Genomic DNA, 26,124 nt, shown 5'->3' with positions numbered 1-26,124 from the left:
TCTCCCTGTGGCAGGTGACTGCCTGAAAATTGTTGGAGGCCGCATGCGGCCTCCTTAGTCGGGCTCAGAATGCTTCGGCAGAAAGTTCCATCATCGTATCGCAACCAGCTTCGATGCGGGTCTTGCGCAGCACCGTTTCCGGCATCAAACGCTCCATGAAGAACTTTGCCGTGATAAGCTTGGCCTTCAAGAAGTCCTCGTCAGACGAGCCGGCGGCAAGCTGCGCCTGCGCTGCCTTGGCCATACGGGCATGCATGTAACCCAGCACGACCAGACCGAAGAGATGCATATAATCTGTGGAGCCGGCACCAGCATTGTCGGGCTTTGCCATGGCATTCTGCATGAACCACATGGTTGCAGCCTGCAGATCGTTCAAGCCCTTCTTCAGGCCCTTGGTGTAGACGACCAGATTTTCGTCCGCACGGTTTTCTTCGCAGAAATCGCCGATTTCCTTGAACAGCGCCATAACGGCCCGGCCACCATTGAGACCAAGCTTGCGACCAACAAGATCGAGCGCCTGGATGCCGTTGGCACCCTCGTAAATCATGGTAATGCGGGCGTCGCGCACATACTGGCTCATGCCCCATTCTTCGATATAGCCGTGACCGCCATAGACCTGTTGAGCGGCAACTGCGTGGTCGAAGCCCTTGTCGGTCAACACACCTTTGACGATCGGGGTGACGAGGCCGAGCAGATCGTCTGCCGCTTGGCGTGCCGCCTCGTCGGTCGAACGATGTGCAATGTCCGATTGCAGTGCGGTCCAAAGCAGGAAGGCGCGGCCGGCTTCGTTATAGGCGCGGATCGTCAACAGCGAACGACGGATATCGGGGTGAACGATGATCGGGTCCGCCTTCTTGTCCGGATGCTTGGCACCGGAGAGCGAACGGCCCTGAATACGATCGCGGGCGTAGTTTGCAGCGTTCTGGTAGGCGATCTCGCCGATAGAAAGACCCTGCAGACCGACGCCGAGGCGCGCCTCGTTCATCATAACGAACATGGCCGAAAGGCCCTTGTTTTCCGCGCCGATGAGGTAGCCGGTCGCATCGTCATAGTTCATCACGCAAGTTGCATTGCCGTGAATGCCCATCTTGTGCTCGATCGCACCACAGACGACACCGTTGCGCTCGCCAAGCGAGCCATCGGCGTTGACCAGGAACTTCGGCACGATGAAGAGCGAAATGCCCTTGGTTCCTTCCGGTGCTCCCTCGATGCGGGCCAGCACCAGATGCACGATATTGCCCGTCATGGAATGCTCGCCAGCCGAGATGAAGATCTTCTGACCGGAAATCTTGTAGGTACCGTCACCCTGCGGCACGGCCTTGGTGCGCAGCAGGCCGAGATCGGTACCGCAATGCGGCTCTGTCAGGTTCATGGTGCCGGACCATTTGCCGGCCACCATGTTGGGCAGATAGGTTTGCTTCTGTTCATCCGTGCCGTGAACGAGGATTGCGGCAATCGCGCCCTGCGTCAGGCCGGGATACATCATCAGCGACAGGTTGGCGGACGACATGAATTCGCCGACAGCTGCATGCAGCGTGTAGGGCAGCCCCTGCCCGCCATACTCGGCAGGCACGGCCAGACCGCTCCAGCCGCCTTCACAGTACGCGTCATAAGCCTGCTTGAAACCATCCGGCACGGACACAGTGCCGTCTTCGGCGCGCTTGCAACCTTGCTGGTCACCGGACAAGTTTAGTGGGAAAAGCTGCTCTTCAGCAAGCTTCGCAGCCTCACCAGTGATCGCCTCGATCATGTCGGGCGTGGCATCTTCGAAGCCGGGTAAGTTGTTGTAGCGCTCCAGACCCAGAACGTCGTTGAGAATGAAAAGAGTGTCCTTAACAGGAGCCTTGTAAACAGGCATTACCGATGTTCCTCCGCATCGCTCGCCGGACCGCATCCGGCCTTAAGATGACGTCACAATATTTGACGTGCGCGTAAACGTCAAATAACTTTGACGAGAATTTTCTGCATGCTGCACCACACAATCTCTTTGTGTATTTCTGATCAAGCCTCGCGCAAGGATAGACGTGAAGAAAGTATTAAAACGGCAATACTCGATTAACTTTTTATTAACTATAGATGGGCGATTGTCCTGTTCTATGGGGCTGCTTCGTTAAGAGCAGCCTTGGCGGCATGCACGACATATCTCACTCTCCACATCGACCGGCGCGGCTGACAGGTGAAGAGAGAGACGGAAAATACGAAGTGAGCAGGAAGATGAGCGGATTGCGATCGAATTCCCGAGGACAGAATGACAGATCGTCGCTGGACGCGCTCAATCGCACCATCGAAGGTCTGGAAGCACGGCTGGAAGATCTGCTGGGTGCCCAGGCCGAGAGAACCCGCCGCGAACAGCCAACCGAACGCCTTGCCGAGCGCCCGCCCCTAGCCTCGCGCACGCCGCGCCAGCCAGAACATCGCCGCTTCGACCCGGTGGATGAAATCCGCAGGCGTCAGCAGGCGCTCGATGACCGCTGGGAGCGGGAGGAATTTGAAGCGCCTCGCTCCACCCGCAGCATGGTGCAACCTGAGCAGCGCCGCTACGACGAGCAGGACTATCGCGCCTCTACCGCCATTCCCGCCTATCGGGACCGTCCCGCCCCGCAGATGGAAACCTCCCGCGTGGAGCGTTCTCGGTCAACACGTGCGCCCGCTTCCGCGCCATCCTACGCATCCCCACCCCATGAGGGCCAAGGCGACGCCGCACTGCGCGAAGTCGCCGAAGCGCTGGTCAATCTGCGGCAGGAGTTGAAAAGCGAGATTTCTCAGGGCGTGTCCCGAGAAATGCAGGTGTTGCGCACCGAGTTGCGCAACATCCGTTCTTTTGCGGAAAACCAGGAGTTCGCCGAAGACATCCGCGACGACGTCGCCCGGCTTGCCGCAAGCATCAATCGTCTTGGCCACAGCACCGGACCGGATGCGCAAGCTCTGCGGTCCGAGTTTGAAGAGCTGCGTACGCTGGTAGAGCAAATGGCTCGCCAGGACAGCATGCAAAAGATGGAACGTCGCTGGGACGAGGTCGAAGATACCTTGCGCAGCTTGGATACCGCTCCGCTCAAAGAAGAGATCGTTGCACTCGCCTACCGGCTCGACGACATCAAGAGCGAGATCGGCAATGCACATGGCAGTCCGGCCATTCGCGCGCTCGAAGACAAGCTCATCACGATTGCCGGCTTCGTCGAGCAACTGGGCCGCCGCATTCAGCCGAACGAAGAGGTGTTTTCCGAACACTTCTCCGATCTCGACCAGCGTCTGGACGAGATCAGCCGCGCCATCGCCGCCACCAACAATCGTGCGTCCCACGCCGCCGACACTGCGGTGGCGGAGCGTCTGGAAGAGCGTCTCACCGGTCTGTCGCGCCAACTCGACCAGTTGAAAGATCTATCCGAGCGCAAGGACAAGCCATCGGAAGCACTAACCGGCCGCCTGGACGCGCTTGCGAGCCGCATCGAGGAACTGGCATCGGACCGGCACATTTCGAAACTGGACGAAAGGCTGGATCAGCTTTCCGCCTATCTGGAGCAGTCACAGCGCACGCCCGTCCAGCCGGAACTCACATCTTTCCTCACCGATATTTCCAAGAAGATCGATCTTCTTGGAAATGGCGCTGTCAACGACAAGCTGGCCGAGCGGCTGGACAAGATCGCACGACGTATCGAGGATATCGACGCACGTCCGGCATCGGGCAAGACCGCAGCTTACGATTCCGCGTTCCTTCGCCTGGAAGAGCGTCTCGGCAAGATCGCCGCCAAGCTCGACGAAACTTCCCGCTCAAGCAATACTGATCCCGACGCGATTGCCAGCCTGGAAAGCCATATCGCCAATCTGTCCTCGATGCTGAACGAGCAGAGCCACGTTCAACCCGTCGGCTTGCCGCCGGAGTTTGATGCTCGCATGAGCGCGATCGAAGACTATATGGCGTCCAACGACGAATATATTATCGAGGCTGCACGTCAGGCGGCAGAAGCGGTACTGGAGGCGCATACGCGCAACAATCTCGCCCAGACGGCAAGCCCTGCCGACATGGTGCTGCTTTCGGAACTGGCCAACGACCTGCGCAAGCTAGAGGGCCTGAGCCGCAATACAGACGAGCGTACGCACCGCACTTTTGAAGCTCTGCACGAGACGTTGCTGCAGATAGCCAGCCGTCTCGATGTGCTGGATCAGCGCCACACGCAAGGGCAAGGGCCCGAGCACAGCAAACGTGTGCATGCTCGAGAGCCTGAGTTCGCCCCTGCGCAAGAAGAAGATGCAGCTGCCGAGAGCATTCGCATGCCCTTTGCCAGCTTTCATGAGGAGAGCCTGGATTCGCTAGCCTACGCGCAGGTTTCGTCGGCCCTTGAGACCCAGTATGCCAGCACCGGCGCTCTGCCGCCACTTGCCGTCAGTGAGCCGGAAGCGCAGGAAAAACGCGGCCTGCTCGCCAGCCTGACGCGCCGCTTCAAGTCCAGCGCCGCCAAGACCGATAAAGACGCGTCCGTTACAACGGCGCGCACGATGGTGAACCCGGCGCCTGCCTTGGATCCGATCGACACTTTTTCGTCCGAGGACGACAACGAGCTTCTGGAGCCAGGCTCCGGCGCGCCGGATGTCAAAAAAATCCTTGAGCGTGTTCGAGCCAGCCAGAACGCAGCACGCGCAGGTGAGACGGATGGCGACAGCCGCGCCGATTTCATCGCCGCTGCACGCCGCGCGGCACAGGCTGCTGCACTGGAGACCATGCCTGAAAGAGCAACGGGCTCGGGAGTTGCAAGACATGGCCGCAGCGCCGAGAACGGCTCCATGCTGGCGCGTTATCGCCGCCCGCTGCTGCTTGGCATCGGCGCCATTCTTCTGGCAATGATGGCCATGCCGATGGTGAAGTCGCTTGTCGGTACCGAGACGCCGCCAGCTCAACGGATTACCACAGGCGCGAGCGCTGACAGCAGCCAACCCAATCTCGCACCGATGCAACTGCCAGCAATGGGCGATCAGGCCGTCACGCTTCCGTCCACCGACAAGGTCGATCCAACAGAGCAGGCACAGGCCGACCGTATGCAGGCCGCGGCCGATAGTACGGGCAACGTGATCGATACGCGCACGATCGGCGGCGCGCCCCTTCCGGAAGACGAACCCTCCCTGAATGTTCCTCCGCCAGGCGCCGGTTCCAGCCTCGTCGAGCAGGCCGAGCCTGAGACCACGCCCGAAGACATCATTCGTAATGCCGAGATTGATCAGCCGACAGCACCGGCGCAAAGCACGGCAGAGACCATTGCCGTGCCCTCCGGCATCACGCCTGCCTCCCTTTCAGAAGCGGCAGGCAGAGGCGACCCGCTGGCGCTCTTTGAAGTCGCTGTGCGCTATACCGACGATAACGGTGTTCAGGCCGATCGTGCCGAAGCCGCCAAGTGGTACAAGCTCGCGGCTGATCGCGGCTTCGCACCGGCTCAGTATCGTCTTGGCAACATGTACGAAAAGGCAAATGGCGTCGAACGCAATCTGCCGGAAGCCAAGCGCTATTATGAGATGGCGGCTCGTCAGGGCAATGCAGGCGCGATGCACAACCTTGCCGTTCTTCTGACCTCCGACGTGGCAGGCCAACCGGATTACAAGGCCGCGGCTGACTGGTTCATCAAGGCCTCCGATCTCGGCGTGCGCGACAGCCAGTTCAACCTCGCCATTCTTTATGCGCGCGGCAGCGGTGTCCCGCAAAGCCTGGAAGACTCGTATAAGTGGTTTGCCATTGCAGCCCGCGATGGTGACGCCGACGCAGCTCAGAAGCGCGAAGATGTCGCAAAGGCGATGAAGCCGGAACAGCTTGCCAGCGCAAAGGCGAAGGTCGAGGCCTGGAAGGTCACGCCGCTCAACGAAAAGGCGAATTCCGTCAACGTCCCCGACGAATGGACCAGTGCCGGCGGTGTGAAGACTTCTTCGGTCGACATGGAGAAGGCGATCCGCAACATTCAGGCCATTCTCAACAATAACGGCTTCAAGGCAGGCCCGCCGGATGGCAAGCTTGGCAAGACGACGGTCGCGGCCATCCGCGAATTCCAGAAGTCAGTCGGCCAGACGCCTGACGGTCGCATCACCGACGAATTGGTGACGGCCCTCCTGGCCCGCAACAAGTAAAGAGCCTCTGGCGCCCATCAAAAAAGGCCTGGAACGACATCTTCGTTCCGGGCCTTCGTTCTTTTCAAATTATCAACGTATTTGCCGTTGAATGATTGACAGGTCGTGGCCTGCCGGGCATGACGAACGAGGGGCTCAAAGCCCTCTTTCAGACAGAAATTCGAAATGGCGGACAGGTGGCCTTGCGCGCACCGGGCCGCCCGGAACCATTGCCCGAGGTCCGATTGTGACTGTCTACCTGCCCATTGCGGAATTGTCGGTGAATATCTTCATCATCCTCGGCATGGGCGCTGCTGTCGGCTTTTTATCCGGCATGTTCGGGGTCGGCGGCGGGTTTCTCATCACGCCTCTGCTGATTTTCTACAACATACCCCCGGTTGTCGCCGTCGCAACGGGCGCAAACCAAGTCGTGGCGTCCTCCGTGTCCGGCTCGATTACCCATTTTCGTCGTGGCACACTGGATGTGAAGCTCGGCTTCATGCTTCTGATCGGCGGCCTATGCGGCGCCACTATCGGCGTCTGGCTTTTCACGCTTTTGCGCAGCATCGGTCAGCTCGATCTGATCATTTCGCTCCTTTACGTCATTCTTCTTTCCGCCGTCGGCGGATTGATGCTGAAGGAGAGCATTTCCGCCATCCGCCGCACGGCACGCAATGAGACGATTCCGCTGCGCCGTCCCGGCCATCACAACTGGGTCCATCGCCTGCCGTTAAAGATGCGCTTCAAGAAATCGAAGCTCTATCTCAGCGTCATTCCCATCATCGCACTTGGCTTCGGTATTGGTATCCTCACCTCCGTCATGGGCGTCGGCGGCGGCTTTATCATGGTACCTGCCATGATCTATCTGTTGCGCATTCCCACCAACGTCGTCGTCGGAACCTCGCTGTTTCAGATCATATTCGTCACCGCCTACACGACCATCGTGCAAGCGGCGACCAACTATTCCGTCGATATCGTTCTGGCGTTCATCCTGATGCTGGCTGGTGTCGTCGGCGCGCAATATGGAGTGCGCGTCGGCCAGAAACTGCGCGGCGAACAGCTTCGCGCTTTGCTGGCGCTTTTGGTTCTAGCCGTCGGCATCCGTCTTGCGATCGGCCTCGTGTTGCACCCCGACGATCTTTTTTCCGTCGCGTCGGGGGGGCTCGGCTATTGATCCGCGCCGCTCTTTTCGCATCACTCCTGGTTTTCTGCGTCGGTACCGCGCTGGCGCAGACGCCCCCGCTTGCGGTATCCCCTGACTCTCAAGGCAAGTCACGGACGCTCCAGGAAAATATCGAGATCGGGGCTTCGACCACGGAAATCTCCATCGCGTCGGATTTTCGCGGTGCGGACTTCACCATGTTCGGCGCACTCAACAATGCCGACCAGCTGCTACTTGCCATCGGCCAATATGACATCGTGGTGACGCTCGAAGGCCCCAACGAATACACGACGGTGCGCAAGAAGAGCCGCGTGGCGGGCATCTGGATCAATACCAGCGCTATCACCTTCGCACCGCTGCCTGAATCCTATTCCATGGCCAGCACCCGCAACATCAACGATATCGCCTCGCCCGGCACATTGAAGGCGATGGGCCTCGGCGTCGAGCATCTTCCGCTGAACAGTGCTGTGTTTTCCGGCGTGCCGGATAATGTCTATGATTTTCAGGAAGCCTTTCGCCGCCTGAAGCTTTCCAGCGGCATCTATCGCAACGACACGACGGGTGTGCGACTTGAACGCACCGGGCTCTTCTGGGCAACGCTGCGTCTACCCGCCAATGTACCAAACGGCGTCCACACCGCTAGAGCCTATCTGTTCAAGAGTGGCATGCCGGTCGCCCAACGCGAACTCAAGCTGCGTGTGGTGAAAACCGGCATGGAGCAGGCGATCACCAATGCCGCGCATCAGACACCGGTCGTCTATGGTATTCTCTGTGTGCTGATCGCCGTGATTACCGGCTGGGGCGCGAGCCTGCTGTTTCGCCGCGACTGATCTACCTCTTAGCCCAGTAAGCTTCCGAAACGCACCGAGTAAATCCGGTCGCGTCCCATGAGATGTGCGATGAGTTCCGCATGATCGAACAGGCCGCGCATGGCCTTGTGGCGCAGATCCAGCCCGCCGCTCATGACGCCGAAGGCAGGCATCAGCAGGCGGGTGCCATCGGTGGCGAAACAGGGGCGGCGCACGGTCTTGTCGCGGCGACGGACAGTTGCCGATGGATGCAGATGCCCGGCAATCTCGCCGATCGTGTCTGCACCTTTCAGCTTCGGCTCATGGCGGAAGACGAGGTTGGCGTAAAACATTTCATCGACCGATGAGCCGGGCAAATCCACGGTTCCATCTGGATCGTGGTTGCCATTGATCCATATCCATTCGCGCCCTCTTGCCATCTCCTTGATGATGTCGCGCAGCGGCAGCGGCAGATGTTCGGAACCCTTGCGATCATGGAAATTGTCGCCAAGACTGACGACGATCTTCGGATCGTAGCGAGAAATCAGTGAGGCGAAAATCTTCAGCGTCGCGATGGTGTCATAGGGCGGCAGCATCATGCCGCGCCGCGCAAAGGCCGCGCCCTTTTCCAGATGCAGATCGGAGACGACGAGCAGCGACAGATCGGGCATGTAGAGCCCACCCAGCGGATCGCAAAGTGCGGCAACGCCGTTGATGGCGGTTTCGGCACCAGAGCATTCAAAGCCGGTGGACAATTTTTCACTCAAGGCAAGGCGGCTCAGCACGTCTTTTCGAATTCCCTGAGAGCACTCTCGTTGCTCTACTTTTTTGTTTCAACGCATTGTCTGGCGCGGCCTTTAGAGCGAACCCTAAGCCATAGCCTCGGCGATCAACTCGTCTGCGGCTTCAGCCAGCACATCGTCCTGCGCCTGTCCCACGACCGTCTCGCGGCCGATTTCAAGCATGACCGGGACGGCAAGAGGCGACACATGGTCGAGCGCACGGTGATGCGTGTGGCCTTTGATTCGCCTTAGCATATCGCCAAGTCGGGCAATGTCCAAAAGTCCTGCCGACGCATCGCGTCTGGTCGCTTCCAGCAGGATGTGGTCCGGCTCATGGCTGCGAAGAACGTCATAAATAAGATCGGCTGAGACCGTGACCTGCCGCCCGGTCTTTTCCTTGCCGGGATGGCGGCGCTCGATAAGGCCCGCAATCACCGCGCAATTGCGGAAGGTGCGTTTCAAAAGGTAAGATTCATCCAGCCAGGCTTCGAGGTCGTCGCCCAGCATGTCCTCGTCCAAAAGATCGGCAAGAGAGAGCCGGCGCGATTGCAGGCGCTGACCCATATCCTCCATCGCCCAGACGGCGAGCGAGTAATCGGTGGCGACAAAGCCCATGGGCTTCGCACCTGCACGCTCCAGCCTGCGGGTCAAAAGCATACCAAGCGTCTGGTGCGCCAGTCGCCCCTCGAAGGGGTACATCACCATAAAGAAGCGCTTGCGAAACGGAAAGGTCTCGACGAGCAGCTCGTCGCGCTTCGGGATAATCGACTTTTCCTTCTGGATCGCCAGCCAGTCGCGCACCTGATCGGGCAGCGCGTGCCAGCGAGTGGGATCGGCCAACATGGAGCGCACTTGGTCTGCGAGATAGGTGGAGAGCGGAAACTTGCCGCCAGCATAGGAAGGGATTTTCGGGTCCATCGAGAAAGCCTGGCTGACCAGGCATTCATTCTCGCGAATGCCCTCAAAGCGCAGCACCTTCCCGGCAAACAGGAAGGTATCGCCCTGGACAAGTTGCTCGAGGAAATGCTCTTCCACCTTACCCAACGACATGCCGCCGCGCCCCACGGTGCCCTTGGCGTTGCGCTTGACCATGCGGACGTTCAGTTCCGCCGCCTCGACAATCGTGCCGAGGTTGAGGCGATATTGCTGCGCGACCTGCGGATTGGAGACGCGCCAGCGTCCATCCTTCATCTGGCGGATGCGGGCATAGCGTTCATAGGTGCGAAGCGCGTAGCCGCCGGTCGCGGTGAAATCGACCACACGGTCAAACATCTCACGCGACAGATCGGCATAGGGCGAAGCGCTGGTGACTTCGCGGTACAGCTCATCCGCATCGAAGGGCTCGGCGCAGGCCATGCCAAGCACATGCTGAGCCAGCACATCCAGCGCGCCTTCGGCAATCGGCGGCGTATCCTGCGCGCCGATGTAGTTGGCATCGAGTGCCGCGCGGCACTCCATCACCTCGAAACGATTGGCAGGCACGAGGATCGCCTTCGATGGCTCGTCCATGCGGTGGTTTGCGCGGCCGATACGCTGTGCCAGGCGGCTTGCGCCCTTCGGCGCGCCGACATGCACGACGAGATCGACATCGCCCCAGTCGATCCCGAGGTCGAGTGTGGAGGTGGCGACAACAGCGCGAAGCTTGTTGTCGGCCATGGCCTGCTCCACCTTGCGGCGCTGCCCGGCATCCAGCGAGCCGTGATGCAGCGCAATCGGCAGATTGTCGTCGTTGATGGCCCAGAGTTCCTGGAAAATGCGCTCGGCCTGCGAGCGGGTATTGACGAAAACCAGCGTCGTTTGATGGTCTTTGATCTCAGGGTATAAATCCTGCATGGCGTAGCGCGCCGAATGGCCGGACCAGGGAATGCGCTCTTCCGTCTGCAGGATGGCGATATTCGGCTTCGCGCCGCCATCGACTGTGATCAGCCCTGCCGGCGGTTCACCCTCGACTTGCGGAGCCAGATAGCGCTGCAAATCCATTGGTTCTGCAACCGTTGCAGACAGTCCGATGGTGCGCATGGCAGGCGCGTGGCGGCGGATACGGGCGAGCGCCAGCGAAAGGAGATGGCCGCGCTTGGACGTGACGAGCGAATGCAGCTCGTCCAGCACCACATATTTCAAATCCTTGAAGAAGCGCTCGGCTTCCTTGTTGGCAAGCAGCAGCGAGACCTGTTCCGGAGTCGTCAGCAGAATATCCGGAGGTTTAAGCTTCTGTCGCTGGCGCTTTCCCTGCGGCGTGTCGCCGGTGCGAGTTTCGACCGTAATCGGAAGGCCCATTTCCGAGACCGGCTTCATCAGGTTGCGCTCGATATCGACAGCCAATGCCTTGAGCGGCGAGATGTAGAGCGTGTGAACGCCGATGAAGGCAGAACCCGGCGGCACCTTGCCGCGCTCGGCCAGATCGGTCAGCGATGCCATAAAACCGCCCAGCGTCTTGCCCGCACCAGTTGGCGCAATCAGCAACATGTTCTCGCCAGCACGCGCGCGGGCAGACAGTTCCAGCTGATGCGCACGCGGGCTCCAGCCCTTTTCTGCGAACCATTTCTGGAACGGCAGAGGCAATGTCCCGGCACTTTCTGGCAAGATGGGCGGATCAACGTGTTTCACGCCTCTAAAGTAGTGAAAATCTTTTGAAAAAGAAGAGGCTGCGGAGCATGCGCGTGATCGCGGCCTGACCCACGCCATCGAGTACAACCGCTACATGGCGATGTAGCGGTCGTTTCTGTGGTTGATGGCAATCACCAGGTTCATTACCAGCGCGCCGAGGACAGAGCAAAGGATGATCAAGGGTATGGCAACGAAAAAGGAGACGAACAGCACGGTGCAATCGAAAGCAAGCTGAGTAAGGCCTGCGCGGATGCCAAAGCGATCTTGAATATACAGCGCCAGAATACCGAACCCGCCAAGGCTGGCGCGATGGCGGAAGAGCGCCAGCATGCCCGCAGCAACCGTCAATCCCCCGAAAGTGGCGGCGACCACCGGATGGACATTCTGCAAGACGATGAGATGGGGCAGATATTCGGACAGTAGCGCGGTCAGCCCCACGGCGCAGAAAGTCTTGATCGTGAAGGCAAGCCCCAGACGGCGGAGCGCCAAATAATAGAAGGGCAGATTGGCAAGGAAGAAGATCAGGCCGAAGCTTACGCCTGTTACGTAATGGAGAAGAAAGGCGACGCCTACCACGCCACCGGTCAGCAATCCGCCGCCAGACAGAAGCACAACGCCAAGCGAGATCAGCATGCTGCCGGCAATCACCGCCAGCGCATCCTCCAGAAGAGAATGTTGCGCGGACGTCGATGTCCAGAATCTCGAAAGCTTGCGCTCTGCAATGTCGCTCATGCCCACCCCCGGAAACGCGTGTCACCCGTCTTTGCGCCGGAAGCCACCAAAATTCAAGCGTCAGCGTACCACGATGTAACGGTCAGAGCGGTGATTGATGGCGAGGAACATGTTGAGGAAAAAGGCGCCGACGATGGAGTAGAGCACTGTCTTAGGCTCGATGACGGCGAAGGCGGCGACCATGACGCAAGCGTCGAAGGCAAGCTGTATCAGACCGGCGCGGATGCCGAAGCGATCCTGAATGTAAATTGCAAGAATGCCGATGCCGCCAAGGCTGGCGCGATGGCGATAGAGCGCAAGAAGTCCGTAACCCAGCAAGAGCCCGCCGAGAATGGCAGCCCAAAGCGGATTGACGCTGTCGATCACCATCCAGCGCGATTCCAACTCCGTCAGCACAGAAACCAGGCCGATTGCGACGAAGGTTTTCAGCGAGAAGGCAAGGCCGAGACGACGGAAGGAAAGATAGTAGAAGGGCAGATTGACGAGAAAGAACAGCAGGCCGAAGCTGATGCCGAAAGCATAGTGGATCAAAAAGGCGACGCCAGCTGTACCGCCGGTCAACAGACCGACCTTGTTGAGAATGTAAAATCCAAGCGCGGAAACGATACCTCCGGTCACGATGCCCTGAACATCTTCGATCGGCGAGTGCTTGGCAGGGTCCACACTCCACATGCCATAGACGCTTCTGGTGAATGCCATGCGAAATTCCCTCGACAGGACCTGATTTTCTTGAGGTGCGCCACAGGCCTTTACTGTCGTGAAAGCCTTTAGACGCAGTTATTTTGCACCGCAAAAGCGCCTCATACAACACGCTTGTGTCAGCAATGCTGACCAACCCAAAAGATTGCAAGAAACGAAAAGATCATGCCCGTCTCGCGGCAAGAAATAGAATGCCGGAGAGTGGTTTTCCGGCATCCTTGCGAATGGTGGTTTTGCGTTTTTGCAGCACCTGCATGTCGAAGGCGGCGAGGAGGTTGCGGATGTAAGTTTCCGAATGGGCGTAGCGCAGTGACGGTTGCAGGACGAAACCCTCGTCGTCACCCGCATCTTCCACCGAGAAGGCAAAGATCCCTCCTTCGGAAAGCAGCGCCAGCACCAGCGGCATAACGGTTTCCAGGCTGCCGAGATACATCATCACATCCGCTGCCGCAACGAGATCCGCGCGACCTTTCGCATGTTCGTCGACAAAGAGGCCTGACGCCTCCTCATCCAGAGAAAGATCGGCTTGCGCGAGATGATCGTAGATGCCCTTCTCTTCCGCCTTCGCCAGCATGTTGGTTGAGATATCGAAGCCCTCTAGCCGCTTGGCCCAATCGCGGATTTCCATACCCAGCAACCCCGTGCCACAGCCGATATCCACGACGCAGCGAAAGCTGTCTCCTGGCGGCCGCGCCGTTTCGATCAGAGCCGCCAGTTTTTCCGGAACGCTATAATCCAGTTTCTTCACCAGCGATGTTTCGAAGCGCTCGGCATAATCATCGAAGAGACCTTCAACGTAGCGGCTGGGCGGCTGCTCTGGCGTTTCGGCAGCTCCTAGCACTGCAAGTTTCAGAGGAGCTGCAAAAATGCCTTCCTCATCAAGCTCGGCTACTTTCTCGTAAGCTTTGACTGCCTGGTCGCGCTGGCCCGACTTTTCGCTGTATTCCCCCAGACGAAACCAGCCTGCGGCCCAGAGCGGCGCTAGTTCCAGCGCCTGTTCGATCAATTCCGCCGCGGCATGGTGGTCGCCGCTCTCTGCCAGCATGCGGGCATAATCGGCACGACGATCAGCAATGACGTCGCCGGAGGAATGCTGGTTCTGAGCCATTCACGAATTTTTCCTGAAAGAGGTGGGCTCTCTTTCATCAAGCCATAAAAAAACTCAAGTCCTATTTCATCGCAAACGCCGACGTGACGGTGTAAAGACCCTTATGCTTGTATCGAAGCGCCATGCTTCATATGTCTTGATCGAGGTTTGAGAGTGCATGTCATCGCCGCAAGGACGCGGGTTCGTGGTGGCATGCTTTAGGAGATTGCCGATGGCCGGTGAGGTCAATAAGGTGCTGGGTGACAGCGTTGGACGCACGATCGTCAAGCTGCTGGTGATATCGCTGATCGTCGGATTTCTGATGGCCGTCTTCGGTCTGACGCCGTGGAGCATCATCTATGGTGCGCGCGATTTCGTTCTGAACCTGTGGTATTCCGGCTTCCATGCGCTTGGCAGCATCGGCGATTATCTTCTGGCGGGTGCGGTAATCGTCATCCCTGTCTTTATTGTCCTCAGACTTCTAAGCTTGCGCTGATATGACCGACCATTCCCTGACGACCCTCTCCCGGCGCGGCTTCGTGCTGCTTTCCGCTGGCTCCGTTCTATCCGCCTGCGTGTCCGTCCCTACCAATAAGGGCCTGCCTTCCGGCACGCGCGACGAGACGGCGGCGGCACTGCCGATGGTAAACGAGCTTCGCCGCTCCAAGGGCCTCTCTACGCTCTCCGCCAACCCGGCGGCTCAGCAGGCCGCCATCTATCAAGCCAACCGCATGGTGAAGGCGCAGAAGATGGCGCATCTCATTGGCCTCACTGACAGTTTCCTTATCCGCATGAAAAACGGGAACGTGCCTTTGCCGGCGGCAGAAAATGTCGCGGCAGGTCAAGACACGGTCGAGCGGGTGGTCAAAGCCTGGATCGGCTCACCGCATCATTTGGAAAACATGCTTGGTAATTACGGCGGCCTTGGCGTCGCTGTCGCCTATGACAGCGCGGCTAAGAACCGGCCTTATTGGGCCATGGTGCTATGTGCTTGATGAATCCTCGCCTCAAGGGCGAGGATGACCGCAGAGAATGGACTGGTCGTCGTTTCCAATCGCATCCGCTAGAGGCATGTATGCACATCTGAGGGGTGTGACGCGTTCTTAAATCGCCCGCGCCGCCCAGCTTTCCAGTGAACTGTCACGCAACTGGCGAATGTTCGTCACGCCATCGCGCTCCAGCAGCTTCGACAACCCGCGAACAATCGTGCCTGGCAGACCCGGCCCCTGATAGACCATGCAGGAATAGAGCTGGACCAGATCGGCACCTGCCCTGATCTTTTCCAGCGCGGTCTCTGCAGATGAAACCCCACCCACACCAATGATCGGCAGGTCCGGGCCGACGCGCTTGCGCATCTTTGCCAATACTGCAGTGGAACGCTCGAACAGCGGTTTGCCGGAGAGGCCACCGGTTTCGTTATTGTTGCTGCCCGGCCTCAAGCCCTCGCGAGACAGCGTCGTGTTGGAAATAATCAGACCATCCAGCCTGTGCGACAGAACCTCGGCGGCGATGTCGTCGAGCCCCTCCTCCGTCAGATCGGGCGCAATCTTCAGGAAAACGGGGATATGGCGGGACAACTTCTGAGCTTCGCGGTCGCGCTGCGCCAGTACGGCGGAAAGCAGTGCCGCCAAGCTGTCGCGCGCCTGAAGATCGCGAAGGCCAGGCGTGTTGGGAGAGGAGATGTTGGCGGTAAAATAGGAGGCTACAGCAGAGAAGGTTTCGATGCCCTTCACATAATCGGCGATGCGGTCTTCGCTATCCTTGTTCGCACCAATATTGACACCGACAATACCGCGCAGACCCGCAGCGATAAGGCGCGAGAGTGCTGCCGCATGTCCTTCATTGTTGAAGCCGAGACGGTTTATCACGGCCTCGTTTTCCACCAGACGGAAAATGCGCGGTTTTGGATTACCTGCCTGCGCGCGGGGCGTCACTGTACCGATTTCGGTAAAGCCGAAGCCGAGCTTGAGGAGCGGTCCGGGAACTTCGGCGTTCTTGTCGTAGCCTGCCGCCATGCCAAGAGGATTGGGGAAGACCAGTCCTGCCACTGTCTGTTGCAGGCGCGGATCGTGCGGCACGTGGCAGGTGGGCATAAAGCCGCTGCGCAGCGCCGCAATCGACATTCCATGCGCCACTTCGGGATCGAGCAGGAAGAGGCCCTTGCGGCCAAGGGAGGAAAACAATCCGCTCATAGTCAAATCTCCGGAAACTGATGGGCGCCGTCGTCACCAAGCGTCAGCGGCGTTTCCCACAAAACAGCGTCTAGCGGAAGCTCGCCATAGAGATGCGGAAAGAGAGCGCCGCCGCGAGAGGGTTCGAAAACCAGCTTGTCGCCAAGTGCCCCGCCATCGACTGCGATCAGGAGCAGATCCTGCTGGTCGGCGAAGTGACGCGCTGCCGTTTCCTTCACCTGGCCGGCCGTGGAGAAATGGATGTAGCCATCTGTCAGATCAATCGCCGCTCCCTGGAAAACGCCCTCCTGCTTCGCTTTCAGCCACAAGGCCTCTGGTACGATTTTATAGATGACGGGGGGCGTGTTGGTCATCGGGCATCTCCTTCATGTCAGGGCGGTTTGCCGCAAATGGTGGTCATTGTCTATTGCTTCACATAGATTTTTACTCCTGAGCGGCGTGCAGAGAAGCTTGAGTGCAATCTAATGCTTGTGTTGCAGCCGATTTGGCGCAATCTTGACGATGCAGCCGGACATGACGCTGCGGGAGGAAGAGTCGCATGAAATGCTCTTGGGAGGGGGCGCGGCATGGCAGAACTCACGATTATCATAGCAGATGACCATCCGCTGTTTCGCGGCGCTCTGCGTCAGGCGGTGGATGGTCTTGAAGGCAACAATATTTTCATAGAGGCCGGCGATTTCGACGCCGCCAGACGCTGCGCGGAAGATCAGCCGGAAGCCGATCTCATGTTGCTCGATCTTGCCATGCCCGGGGTCAGCGGGTTTTCCGGACTGATGGCACTTCGGGCTGAATTTTCCAGTCTGCCCATCATCATCGTTTCGGCGACCGACGACCCGGCGACCATGCGCCGCGCCATCGAACTCGGAGCATCCGGCTTCATCTCCAAATCGTCCGGCATCGACGATATCCGCACGGCCATCCGCACTGTGCTTGCCGGCGATGTCTGGATCCCGGCGTCCTGTCAGTCGAGCCGCGATCAGGATGCCGATATGGCCGACCTGATCAACAGGCTGCGCACGCTGACACCACAGCAAAGTCGTGTGCTTGGCATGTTGGGAGAAGGTCTGCTCAACAAGCAGATCGCCTACGAGCTCAACGTCTCCGAAGCGACGATCAAGGCGCACGTATCGGCCATTCTGTTGAAGCTCAATGTGGACAGCAGAACGCAGGCGGTGATCCAACTTTCCAAGCTGAACCAGCCTGCGCTTGTTGCGTGACGGCTGGCCCGGACTTGCGGCCTGCGCGGCGTCAGAAAAGCCCGTAAGGGAAATAACGGCGATAGATTTCCTCCAGTCGCCCGTTGCGCGACAGTGTTGCGAGCGCCTGGTCGAAAGCAGGCACCAATCTGTTTTCGGGATCGACCGTCATGATCGAAAGCCCCTCACCAAGGAACTTATCGGACATATAGGGGCCGTCGAACATGGCGCAGCAATTGTCCGACGCGGTGCCAGCCACCCAGAATGGCAAACGCAAGCTATCGGCAAAGACCGCATCGACCTTGCCGGTTTTCAGCGCTTCATACATGGTCTCGTAGCCGCTAAAACCCGTCGGGACGACTTTGGGGAAGAAAGCTTTGAGCATCGCCTCGTGGCGGGAATTGCTGACGACGCCGACCTTCTTGCCAGTTAGTTCGGCGGCTGCCGATTGCCCTTCCAGCTTGGCGGCTTTCGAGACCGCAAAACGCGCCGGCAAGAGCAGATAGGGTCGCGTGAAGCTGAAGCTTTTGCGTAAGTCCGACGTCGAAGCGACGCCCGACATGACGGCCTCCCCCTCGCCCAATTCCAGCGCCGCCTCAAGTTCATCGAAGGGAAGCGCCTGCACCTGGCATTTGCTTTCGATCTTCAACTGGGCGCAAATCTCACGCGCAAGATCGACATGGAAGCCTACCAGCCGCCCATCCTGATCGGTGAAATTGAAGGGCGGGAAATCAACCGACATCAAGAACCGCACACGGGGAACCGATGACAGGTCGGCGCCGGGTAAGCGCTCCTGCTTGTCGAACAAAACTGGCAGGTTTCCGCTTTCGGCTCGCGCAATGCTGCTCGCAGCTAAAGCCGCAATGCATACAAGCGATATGCGGAGACCGAGATTTTTCAATCGTGCCATCAAGGAGCGCATTCGGATGATCCGGCCCGGTATGAAATGAAAAACGCCATCGCTTAAGGGCGGACACGATGGTGCAGGTCAGTGATTACGCCTGTGATTATACATAAGATTCGCGCAAAGCCATGCGGTGCCGGGAAGAAATTGCGAACTGCCGATAGGTAATCTCCCGCCGGCACTCGTGATATTTCGCAGCGTCGGATGACCATCGAAGCGATAAGCCGCGTCATCTAAACTTCAAAAAAGCGTCTGCGACCTGTCATGCAGCGTTGTTACGACGCCCCCGGTTTTGCTCGCCGGGCCGAAAAATTCCGCGACCAGGCCATCGTTTCTTTCCAACGAGGCTTCCCTCATGAAAACGTCGACCCTCTCCTCCTTCGTCGCATCGCTTGCTGTCGCAGCCGCGCTCGGCACCTCAGCTGCCCATGCTGAAAAGACAAAATTCGAATTCTGGTACGGCCTCTCCGGCGATCTCGGCGAGCGCGTGCAGGATGCCTGCAAGAAGTTCAACGGGTCGCAGCCGGATTATGAAATCGTCTGCACATCGCAAAACAGCTATGACGCGACGCTGCAGAACACGATTGCCGCCTATCGCGCAAAGAAGCACCCGGCCATTGCGCAAATTTACGATGCAGGCACGCTGGACATGATGTTGTCCAAGGCCTTCGTTCCAGCCAAGAAGCTGATGGCCGATAATGGTTACAAGATCGACTGGAGCAACTATTTCCCCGGTATTGCCAACTACTATGCGACGGCAGCCGGCGAGCTTAACTCCTTCCCGTTCAACTCCTCCACCGCCGTTTTCTACTACAATGTCAGCGCCTTCGAAAAGGCTGGCGTGACCGGCAAGCCGGAGACCTGGGAAGATGTGGCCGAGGCCGCCAAGAAGCTGAAGGCCGCTGGTTACGAATGCCCGTTGGCATTCAATTTCGACACCTGGCCGCTGATCGAGCAGTTCTCCGCCATCCACGACCAGCCGATCGCCACAGAGGGCAACGGCTACAAGGGCCTGAATGCGGAACTCGTCGTCAACAAGACCAAGGTCGTCGACGAACTCAAGTTCTTCAAGAAGATGCAGGACGAGAAGCTTTTCGTCGTCAAGACAAAGACACTCGGCATGGACACCGTTCCATCCTTCACCTCGCAGACCTGCCAGATGGCGATGAGCTCGATTGCCGACCACGGCACCGTCGGCAAGACACTGCCGGAAGGCGTGAAGTGGGATGTTGCCATGCTGCCGGTTTTCAAGGGCACCGAGCGCAAGAAGTCGCTCGTTGGCGGCGCTTCGCTCTGGGTCATGGCTGGCCGTCCGGACGCTGAATACAAGGGCGCTGCGGCATTCCTCAACTTCATCGCCCAGCCGGACATGGTCGAATGGTGGTCTACCGTCACGGGTTACATTCCCGTCACCAAGACCGGCTTCGAAAGCATGAAGAAGAACGGCTTCTACGACAAGGCACCCTACAAGGGCCGTGAAGTCGCCATCGAAAGCCTGACGCTGACCGAGCCGACCGACACGACTCGCGGTATCCGCCTCGGCAACTTCACGCAGATCCGCAAGGAACTCTCCACCGCACTCGAGGCAATCTACATGCAGAACGGCGACGTTCAGCAGGAACTCGACAAGGCCGTCGAGCGCTCGAATGTGGGCCTGCGCCGCTTTGAAAAGACCTTTGCCGGCGTTTCCATCAACTAAGCGCTGATACAAAGTGCCATCCGTGAGCGCGGGTGGCACACTACTTTTGACTGTCTATTGGAATATCCATGGAAAAGCGCTCCGTCTTCAAGAGCACCTGGCTACCTCTGCTTTTTGCCCTACCGCAGCTCGCCCTTATTGCCCTTTTCTTCTACTGGCCTGCCGTGGCGGTGGTGAACTGGGCCTTCACACTGGAGCCACCTTTCGGCGGAGTGGCCGAGTTTGTCGGCTTTGCCAATTTCCAGGAGACTTTCGCCGATCCGCTCTACTGGAACTCGGTGACCGTCAGCCTGATCTTCGCCATTGTCGGGCCGTTTTTCGCCATCCTGATCGGCCTCACACTTGCGCTTGCTGTCGACAGGCAATTGCCGGGCTCCGGCTTCTTCCGCGTTCTCTACATCCTGCCCTTTGCAATTGCCGGTCCTGCGGCGGGCATGGCTTTCCGCTTCATTCTCTCGCCGGAACGCGGCCTGGCCGCCTCTCTCAACGCGATCTATCCGGATATCTGGAACCCGGCCAAATTTGGCAGCCATGCGCTGGCGCTTGTCATCATCATCTTCATCTGGAAATGGGCGGGCTATACCTTCATCTTCCTGCTGGCCGGGCTGCAATCCGTACCGCGCAGCCTGACGGAAGCGGCTGCGATGGATGGCTCCGGGCCAATCCGCCGGGCCATCGATATTCAGGTGCCGCTGCTTGCGCCCACCCTGTTCTTCCTGACCGTGACCATGATGACCGAAGGCTTTGTCGGCTCAGACACGTTCGGTATTGTCCACCACACGACCGGCGGCGGCCCGAACCATGCGACCGAAGTCATGGTGTTTCGCATCGTGCAGGAAGCGTTCCAGGGGCTCAACTATTCGGGTGCCTCGGCGCAGAGCATCATTCTGATTGGCCTGATCATGGTCTTCACCTTCATCCAGTTCCGCTTCATCGAGCGGCGCGTACATTACAAGTGAGGCGGCGATGATCCAGCGCACACCCTACGCAGACGCCTTTACCTACGGCCTGATGATCATCGGCTTCCTGCTCTTGATCGGCCCCTTCATCGTCATCATCGCCGGGGCCAGCCAGTCGCTGCAGCAGATCAACAGCGTGCCCTTTAGCTTCATCCCAAGCGGCAGGCTGTTTGAAAACATGCAGACTGCATGGTACCGCGCCAATCTCGGCAACGCCATGCTGAACAGCTTCATCATGGCCTCGCTAGTCACCGTCGGCAAAGTGGCGCTATCGGCCTGCACGGCCTTCGCCATCGTCTTCTTCCGCTCGCCGTTGCGCCACCTGTTTTTCTGGACGGTGTTCATCACGCTGATGCTGCCGCTGGAAGTGCGCGTGGTACCGACCTATGCGGTGGCGGCAGACATGTTTCACCCCTTCCGGCTGTTGATCAATGCGATCTCCGGTATCGATGTCAACATCGAGTGGAACCTGTTAAATTCCTATGCGGGCCTGACCCTGCCGCTAATCGCCACAGCCACCGGCACCTTTCTCTATCGCCAGTTCTTCATGACCCTGCCGGACGAGTTGGCCGAGGCGGCGCGCATGGATGGCTCCGGCCCGATGCGTTTCTTCGTCGACATGATCCTGCCGCTGTCACGCACCAACATGCTGGCGCTGACGACGATCATGTTCGTCTATGGCTGGAACCAGTATCTCTGGCCGCTCCTGATGGTGACCGACCCGTCCTATAAGACGGTAATGATGTCGCTCTCCAGCCTCCTTCCTTCCGAAAACGGCACGCCTGACTGGAACGTCACGCTTGCCGGTTCCCTCATCATCATGTTGCCGCCTCTTCTCGTCGTCGGGCTTTTGCAGCGCTGGTTCGTGCGCGGCCTTGTCTCCACCGAGAAATGACAGCTTACAGAACAGGAGTTCCAGACCATGGCGCAGATCGATATTCGTCAGGTGCATAAATCCTACGGCAAGACCAAGACGCTGCATGGTGTCGACCTCATCTTTCCGTCGGGAGAATTCGTCGTCATCCTCGGCCCGTCCGGCTGCGGCAAATCCACGTTATTGCGCATGATTGCCGGGCTGGAAGATATCACCGCCGGCGAAATTGCCATTGCCGGCAAGGTGGTGAACCGGCTGGAGCCGCGTGAACGCGGTTGCGCCATGGTGTTCCAGAACTATGCGCTCTATCCGCATATGACCGTTGCCGACAATATCGGCTATGCGCTGAAGGTGGCGGGCGTTGCCAAGACCGAGCGCCGCCGCAGGATCGAGGAAACGGCGAAGATCGTCGGCCTTTCCGATTACCTGGAGCGCAAGCCCGCAGCCCTGTCCGGCGGCCAGCGCCAGCGCGTTGCAATGGCGCGCGCCATCATTCGCGAGCCGGATGTCTTTCTCTTCGACGAGCCGCTGTCCAACCTCGATGCCAAGCTCCGCGTTACCATGCGCGCTGAAATCCGCAGGCTGCATCAACGCCTGTCCGCGACATCGATCTTCGTTACCCATGATCAGGTCGAGGCCATGACGCTGGCGGATCGGCTGGTGATCATGAACAAGGGCAATGTCGAGCAGGTGGGGCAACCGCTCGACATCTATAACAGACCGGCCAGCACCTTCGTCGCATCCTTTATCGGTTCTCCCGCCATGAACCTTTTCAATGCCAAGGTGGATCGCGCAGGCGGCTTGGTTAGCTTCGGCAACTGGGCGACCCCGCTGCCGGTGAGGATCGCGGGCGCCGTGTCTGGCGATGACATCATCGTCGGTATCCGGCCGGAACAATGCGTTGTCTCGCGCAGTGGTGAAGGCATTTCGGCGGTGGTCGATTTCGTCGAGGAACTCGGCTCCGGCCGCATTGTCTATGCCGATATCCGCGGCCAGATCTTCGCCGCCGCTATCGGTGAAGACCTCACCGTCCGTCCCGGCGAGCGGGTTATGCTGCAGTTTCCCGAAGCGCAGCTCCACTTTTTCGATCCAAACACCGAACGCCGGATCGATCCGGATTTCGCACCCGCCAACGCGACCGACTTCACCAACAAGGATGTTCTCGCCCATAGTGCCTGAACGTCTTGCGCTTTCCCTGTCTGTATCAAGGACCCTGACATGACTTCCATCATTTCTGCTGTCGGCTTTTGCAACGCCACCGGTCGCGGCGATATATCCACCCTGGATTCGTCCCTGAAAATCATTGCCGATACCGGCGCCAGCGCCTGCGAAATCGGCATTTATGGCGAGGAGATCATCTCCGGCGGTCGCATCATCGAAGACCGTGCGCAGCGCGTGCGCGATATCGTCAAGCAGTATGACTTCAAGAAACTCTCCCTGCATGGCCAGATTGTCTCCAACTTCATGGATCGCGAGCACCTGCATCTGCAGAAGAAGGTCGTGCGTGCCATGCTCGAACTCTGTGACCGGCTGGGCGCTGGCGTGCTCGTCCACCATAGCGGCAATGCGATCCTCTCCGATGGCATGAGTGGCAGCGATCTCGACCAGATGGAGCGTGAGGCTCTTTTCGAAATGGCCGAGATTGCCAAGACCTATGGCGTACGCATCGTTCTGGAAAACATATTCACCACAGAAGACGGCCAGTACCGCCAGACGCCATCGCAAGTGGCTGAAACGGTGAAGGCCGTCGGCCATGACAATCTCGCGGCGCTGATCGATTTCAGCCACGCCTATATCGAATCCACCTTCAAGGGTCTGGATTTCCGCGAAGAACTGCGCGCCATGGCGCCCGTCACCGGCCATCTGCATGTGCATGACAGCTTCGGCCTGCCCTACACAATGAAGAAGTTCTACCACCCCGCAGAAGCGACAGCGCTCGGCATCGGCGACCTTCACCTACCGATCGGCTGGGGCGATATCGACTGGGAGGACATTTTCTCGGAACTCACCTTTCTGCCCGACACCACCCTCATCATGGAAATCGGCGCAGAGCGCTTCGCCGACCAGCAGCCCGGCTGCCTGGAGCGCGCAATGAAGCTCGCAGAGGCTGTGAACAAGCGCTGACGGCCAATCTATAGAGTGGAGGGGCCGCATGCATCGGCCCCTCCACTCCGGCGATCTCTGCTAGGCACCACGTCATGGCAGGATTGAAGTGCGGATCCTTTCTTCATACCCAGACCGCCTGAGTGGCGTCTTAACCGGCGCAGGTCTCGAACGCTGCCGCGCGGTCTGCGTTCGCCTGGTTACCTTGAATGATATCACTTTATGAAGATTTTGCTCGTCGTCGCCCATCCACGGCTGGACGCGCTGACACATCAAGCGGCACGTGCTTTTGCCGACGCAGCGCAAGCGAACGGTCACGATGTCGAGTTCGCCGATCTGGTGGCAGAGAATTTCGATCCGGTTCTTAAAGCTCAGGACGAGCCGGATTGGAGCGGACGCACCATAGACTTCGCGGATGACGTTCAATGAGAGACGGAGCGTGTGGAAAGAAATGATGCCACAGCGCTCTTCTTTCCCGTCTGGTGGTGGTCTATGCCGGCAATCCTCACAGGCTGGATCGATCGTGTGTGGGCACAGAATTGGGCCTTTGGCGATAAGACCTATCCGCACAGAAAGGTGCTGATGGTGGGCATCGCCGGCGCGACCGAAGATGACTATCGCAAGCGCGGCTACGACATTTCCGTTCAAACCCAGCTGAAGATGGGGATCCTCAATTACTGCAGTATGAAAGAAGGCAGGGTCGAGATTTTGTATGGATCGCTAGAAGACGACGCGCACGCGGCCGAGCTTATTACGAAGTCGAAAGAGCTAGGCGGTGCGTTCTAGCTCCCTACAAACGCCAGGCTTTCATCTACGGGCAGGATGTTCGCGATAAAAAGCTGGTGAAGCATTTGTAGCAGCGGAAGCGGCACCATTCTGGGCTGTGCTTGAATCAGACAATGCGCTTCCCATCGATAAATTAGCCGAAATCGCGGCTGTCTTTGCGGCGCTTAAGAATGTAACGCAATCCACGCCGAGCACAACCAAAAGATGAACATCGGTAAAGTTAAAAACTTTTCGTTGACTCCCGGAGTGAACCCGTCTATAGATACGTCATCGATCTTTTGCTTGCCGAGCTTTGTCTACCGCGCGATTGGCACCGCGCTCTAAGCGAACTTCTCTTTCAAAAATAGTCGGTTTTTACCCGCGTTGCATTCGTTGCGCGGTCGTTCACTCTATGCTTTGAAAGGGTTCATTATGACCACTGGCACAGTTAAATGGTTTAATTCCACTAAGGGCTTCGGCTTCATTCAGCCTGACAATGGCGGCGCAGACGCGTTCGTTCACATCTCGGCTGTCGAACGTGCAGGAATGCGCGAACTCGTCGAAGGTCAGAAGATTGGCTTCGAACTTGAGCGCGACAACAAGTCGGGCAAGATGTCTGCGACCAATCTGCAGTCCGCATAAGTGAGATCGGCTCCTCTTTGACCACGGATGTACTGGCACTGCCGGGAGCAATTTCATTCGAGGCCAGGCGTTTCGCCTGGCCTTTTTTATTTCGGCGTTTGGCCGGAAAGGTAAATACCCATGACAGAAACACACAGCAAATCTCGCCAGCAGGCAGAGCTTGCCTTCGGCAAGCTTCAAACGTCATTCTTTGCAAAAAATCAAGCTGTGGATGAACTGCAAGCTGCCGTCGATGCGCGTGACGCAAAAACAGCCAGGCTGAAGGCAGCTCGCCTTGCAAAAGAACTGGCAGATCGCAAGTCCGTGGCGGATGCTCCGGCAACCAAACGCAGCAAGAAGACGCCGTCTGTCTGCTCCACATCTTAAATCGTGGTGTGATCCTCAGGTCTCGCTCACTGAGCGTTGAGGCCTCGTTTTATTGCATACAGTTTTCGCAGCATCTCCTTATGGTTTTGCGCAACCCTTCGGTGAGAGCCAAGAAACCCAGCAAAACAGGTGGGACGCATGTCAACAACAGCCAACGAACTCAATGCGACCAACACAGCATGGCAAATCGCGATGCAGGAAATCCTCCGGGTGGTCATCCGCGACCTTTACCAGGCCAAGGGTGAAGCGCATTTCAAAGAGCACATCGAACGCATCGAAGCCGCAGCAGTCGACAGTATCCAGACAGATCTGAGATTTCGCGGAACGGACGAATGGACGGAAGTCCTCGTCAAGGAAAAAGCCAGCAACTTCGTCACATCCTTGCTGACATCGTTTACGTATGACCGCGCCTGAAAGTACGGCTCCCCAGCGTTTTCAAGCCACAGTCAGTGTGATGTACGGCGACAAACTCTTTGGAAGGCA

The 26,124-nt window shown here is 58.4% G+C and carries 23 protein-coding genes and 1 pseudogene; 15 read left to right on the top strand and 9 right to left on the bottom strand.

Annotated elements, in window-relative coordinates:
- Positions 1-64: 64 nt before the first annotated feature.
- Entirely contained in the window at positions 65-1,858 is a 1,794-nt protein-coding gene (locus QZ869_RS15165) for an acyl-CoA dehydrogenase C-terminal domain-containing protein (protein ID WP_296105702.1), read from the bottom strand.
- 356 nt (positions 1,859-2,214) lie between these two features.
- On the opposite strand from QZ869_RS15165, the gene QZ869_RS15160 reads away from it, so the two are divergent.
- From QZ869_RS15160 to QZ869_RS15150, 3 genes are all read left to right on the top strand, one after another.
- Positions 2,215-6,105, top strand: coding sequence for a peptidoglycan-binding protein (locus QZ869_RS15160; protein WP_296105700.1), 3,891 nt, complete (start codon positions 2,215-2,217; stop codon positions 6,103-6,105).
- Between the two features lie 226 nt (positions 6,106-6,331).
- Positions 6,332-7,258: a sulfite exporter TauE/SafE family protein gene (locus QZ869_RS15155; RefSeq protein ID WP_296105699.1), complete on the top strand. Its 927-nt coding sequence runs from the start codon at positions 6,332-6,334 to the stop codon at positions 7,256-7,258.
- Positions 7,255-8,076: a TIGR02186 family protein gene (locus tag QZ869_RS15150; RefSeq protein ID WP_296105697.1), complete on the top strand. Its 822-nt coding sequence runs from the start codon at positions 7,255-7,257 to the stop codon at positions 8,074-8,076. The genes QZ869_RS15155 and QZ869_RS15150 overlap by 4 nt, the downstream gene beginning before the upstream one ends.
- A gap of 8 nt (positions 8,077-8,084) precedes the next feature.
- Here QZ869_RS15150 and pdeM read toward each other — a convergent pair whose 3' ends face one another.
- The 5 genes from pdeM to QZ869_RS15125 all read right to left on the bottom strand — a co-directional run bounded on the left by pdeM (position 8,085) and on the right by QZ869_RS15125 (position 13,962).
- Positions 8,085-8,819, bottom strand: a complete 735-nt coding sequence (pdeM, locus tag QZ869_RS15145) for a ligase-associated DNA damage response endonuclease PdeM (protein ID WP_296105695.1) — start codon at positions 8,817-8,819, stop codon at positions 8,085-8,087.
- 84 nt (positions 8,820-8,903) lie between these two features.
- Positions 8,904-11,501, bottom strand: a complete 2,598-nt coding sequence (locus QZ869_RS15140) for a ligase-associated DNA damage response DEXH box helicase (RefSeq protein ID WP_296105692.1) — start codon at positions 11,499-11,501, stop codon at positions 8,904-8,906.
- A gap of 12 nt (positions 11,502-11,513) precedes the next feature.
- On the bottom strand, positions 11,514-12,155 hold the full coding sequence (locus tag QZ869_RS15135) for a YitT family protein (RefSeq protein WP_296014063.1): 642 nt from the start codon (positions 12,153-12,155) through the stop codon (positions 11,514-11,516).
- Between the two features lie 60 nt (positions 12,156-12,215).
- A complete protein-coding gene (locus QZ869_RS15130) occupies positions 12,216-12,827 on the bottom strand; it encodes a YitT family protein (protein ID WP_296014092.1) in 612 nt (203 codons plus the stop codon).
- A 190-nt stretch (positions 12,828-13,017) separates the two neighbouring features.
- Positions 13,018-13,962, bottom strand: coding sequence for a class I SAM-dependent methyltransferase (locus QZ869_RS15125; protein WP_296075325.1), 945 nt, complete (start codon positions 13,960-13,962; stop codon positions 13,018-13,020).
- A gap of 211 nt (positions 13,963-14,173) precedes the next feature.
- Between QZ869_RS15125 and QZ869_RS15120 the strand changes: the two genes are divergently transcribed.
- Positions 14,174-14,437: a DUF6460 domain-containing protein gene (locus tag QZ869_RS15120; RefSeq protein WP_296105690.1), complete on the top strand. Its 264-nt coding sequence runs from the start codon at positions 14,174-14,176 to the stop codon at positions 14,435-14,437.
- 1 nt (position 14,438) lies between these two features.
- The gene (locus tag QZ869_RS15115) at positions 14,439-14,936 is read left to right on the top strand and encodes a CAP domain-containing protein (protein WP_296014069.1); all 498 of its coding nucleotides are present in this window, start codon (positions 14,439-14,441) and stop codon (positions 14,934-14,936) included.
- 108 nt (positions 14,937-15,044) lie between these two features.
- On the opposite strand, the gene QZ869_RS15110 is transcribed toward QZ869_RS15115, so the two are convergent.
- Positions 15,045-16,133, bottom strand: a complete 1,089-nt coding sequence (locus tag QZ869_RS15110; protein ID WP_296105689.1) for a quinone-dependent dihydroorotate dehydrogenase — start codon at positions 16,131-16,133, stop codon at positions 15,045-15,047.
- Positions 16,134-16,135: 2 nt separating this feature from the next.
- A complete protein-coding gene (locus QZ869_RS15105; protein WP_296105687.1) occupies positions 16,136-16,486 on the bottom strand; it encodes a DUF952 domain-containing protein in 351 nt (116 codons plus the stop codon).
- A gap of 213 nt (positions 16,487-16,699) precedes the next feature.
- On the opposite strand from QZ869_RS15105, the gene QZ869_RS15100 reads away from it, so the two are divergent.
- The gene (locus QZ869_RS15100) at positions 16,700-17,350 is read left to right on the top strand and encodes a response regulator transcription factor (protein ID WP_296014073.1); all 651 of its coding nucleotides are present in this window, start codon (positions 16,700-16,702) and stop codon (positions 17,348-17,350) included.
- Between the two features lie 31 nt (positions 17,351-17,381).
- Here the strand turns inward: QZ869_RS15100 and QZ869_RS15095 are convergent, their stop codons facing one another.
- On the bottom strand, positions 17,382-18,146 hold the full coding sequence (locus tag QZ869_RS15095; RefSeq protein ID WP_296105745.1) for a transporter substrate-binding domain-containing protein: 765 nt from the start codon (positions 18,144-18,146) through the stop codon (positions 17,382-17,384).
- A gap of 442 nt (positions 18,147-18,588) precedes the next feature.
- On the opposite strand from QZ869_RS15095, the gene QZ869_RS15090 reads away from it, so the two are divergent.
- The 9 genes and pseudogenes from QZ869_RS15090 to QZ869_RS15050 all read left to right on the top strand — a co-directional run bounded on the left by QZ869_RS15090 (position 18,589) and on the right by QZ869_RS15050 (position 26,055).
- Entirely contained in the window at positions 18,589-19,932 is a 1,344-nt protein-coding gene (locus QZ869_RS15090) for an extracellular solute-binding protein (protein ID WP_296105685.1), read from the top strand.
- A 68-nt stretch (positions 19,933-20,000) separates the two neighbouring features.
- Positions 20,001-20,891 carry a carbohydrate ABC transporter permease gene (locus tag QZ869_RS15085; RefSeq protein ID WP_144621749.1) on the top strand — a complete coding sequence of 297 codons (891 nt, stop codon included), beginning with the start codon at positions 20,001-20,003 and terminating at the stop codon, positions 20,889-20,891.
- A 7-nt stretch (positions 20,892-20,898) separates the two neighbouring features.
- Positions 20,899-21,786 (top strand): ABC transporter permease subunit, encoded by an 888-nt coding sequence (locus QZ869_RS15080; protein ID WP_296075331.1) that lies wholly within the window; start codon positions 20,899-20,901, stop codon positions 21,784-21,786.
- A gap of 27 nt (positions 21,787-21,813) precedes the next feature.
- Complete coding sequence (locus tag QZ869_RS15075; protein WP_296105683.1) at positions 21,814-22,944, top strand: ABC transporter ATP-binding protein; 1,131 nt, start codon at positions 21,814-21,816, stop codon at positions 22,942-22,944.
- Positions 22,945-22,983: 39 nt separating this feature from the next.
- Complete coding sequence (locus tag QZ869_RS15070; RefSeq protein WP_296105681.1) at positions 22,984-23,889, top strand: sugar phosphate isomerase/epimerase; 906 nt, start codon at positions 22,984-22,986, stop codon at positions 23,887-23,889.
- 201 nt (positions 23,890-24,090) lie between these two features.
- Positions 24,091-24,654 (top strand): annotated as a pseudogene (locus tag QZ869_RS15065) (NAD(P)H oxidoreductase).
- A gap of 411 nt (positions 24,655-25,065) precedes the next feature.
- Positions 25,066-25,275, top strand: coding sequence for a cold-shock protein (locus tag QZ869_RS15060; protein ID WP_034806062.1), 210 nt, complete (start codon positions 25,066-25,068; stop codon positions 25,273-25,275).
- A 120-nt stretch (positions 25,276-25,395) separates the two neighbouring features.
- Positions 25,396-25,641, top strand: a complete 246-nt coding sequence (locus tag QZ869_RS15055; RefSeq protein WP_296105680.1) for a hypothetical protein — start codon at positions 25,396-25,398, stop codon at positions 25,639-25,641.
- Positions 25,642-25,779: 138 nt separating this feature from the next.
- Positions 25,780-26,055: a hypothetical protein gene (locus tag QZ869_RS15050; RefSeq protein ID WP_296035277.1), complete on the top strand. Its 276-nt coding sequence runs from the start codon at positions 25,780-25,782 to the stop codon at positions 26,053-26,055.
- Positions 26,056-26,124: the final 69 nt, after the last annotated feature.

Source organism: uncultured Agrobacterium sp., from assembly GCF_913777885.1.
Classification (GTDB): Bacteria; Pseudomonadota; Alphaproteobacteria; order Rhizobiales; family Rhizobiaceae; genus Agrobacterium.
The sequence above is the reverse complement of the archived record's forward strand: the minus strand, read 5'-3'. Positions and strand labels throughout refer to the sequence as shown.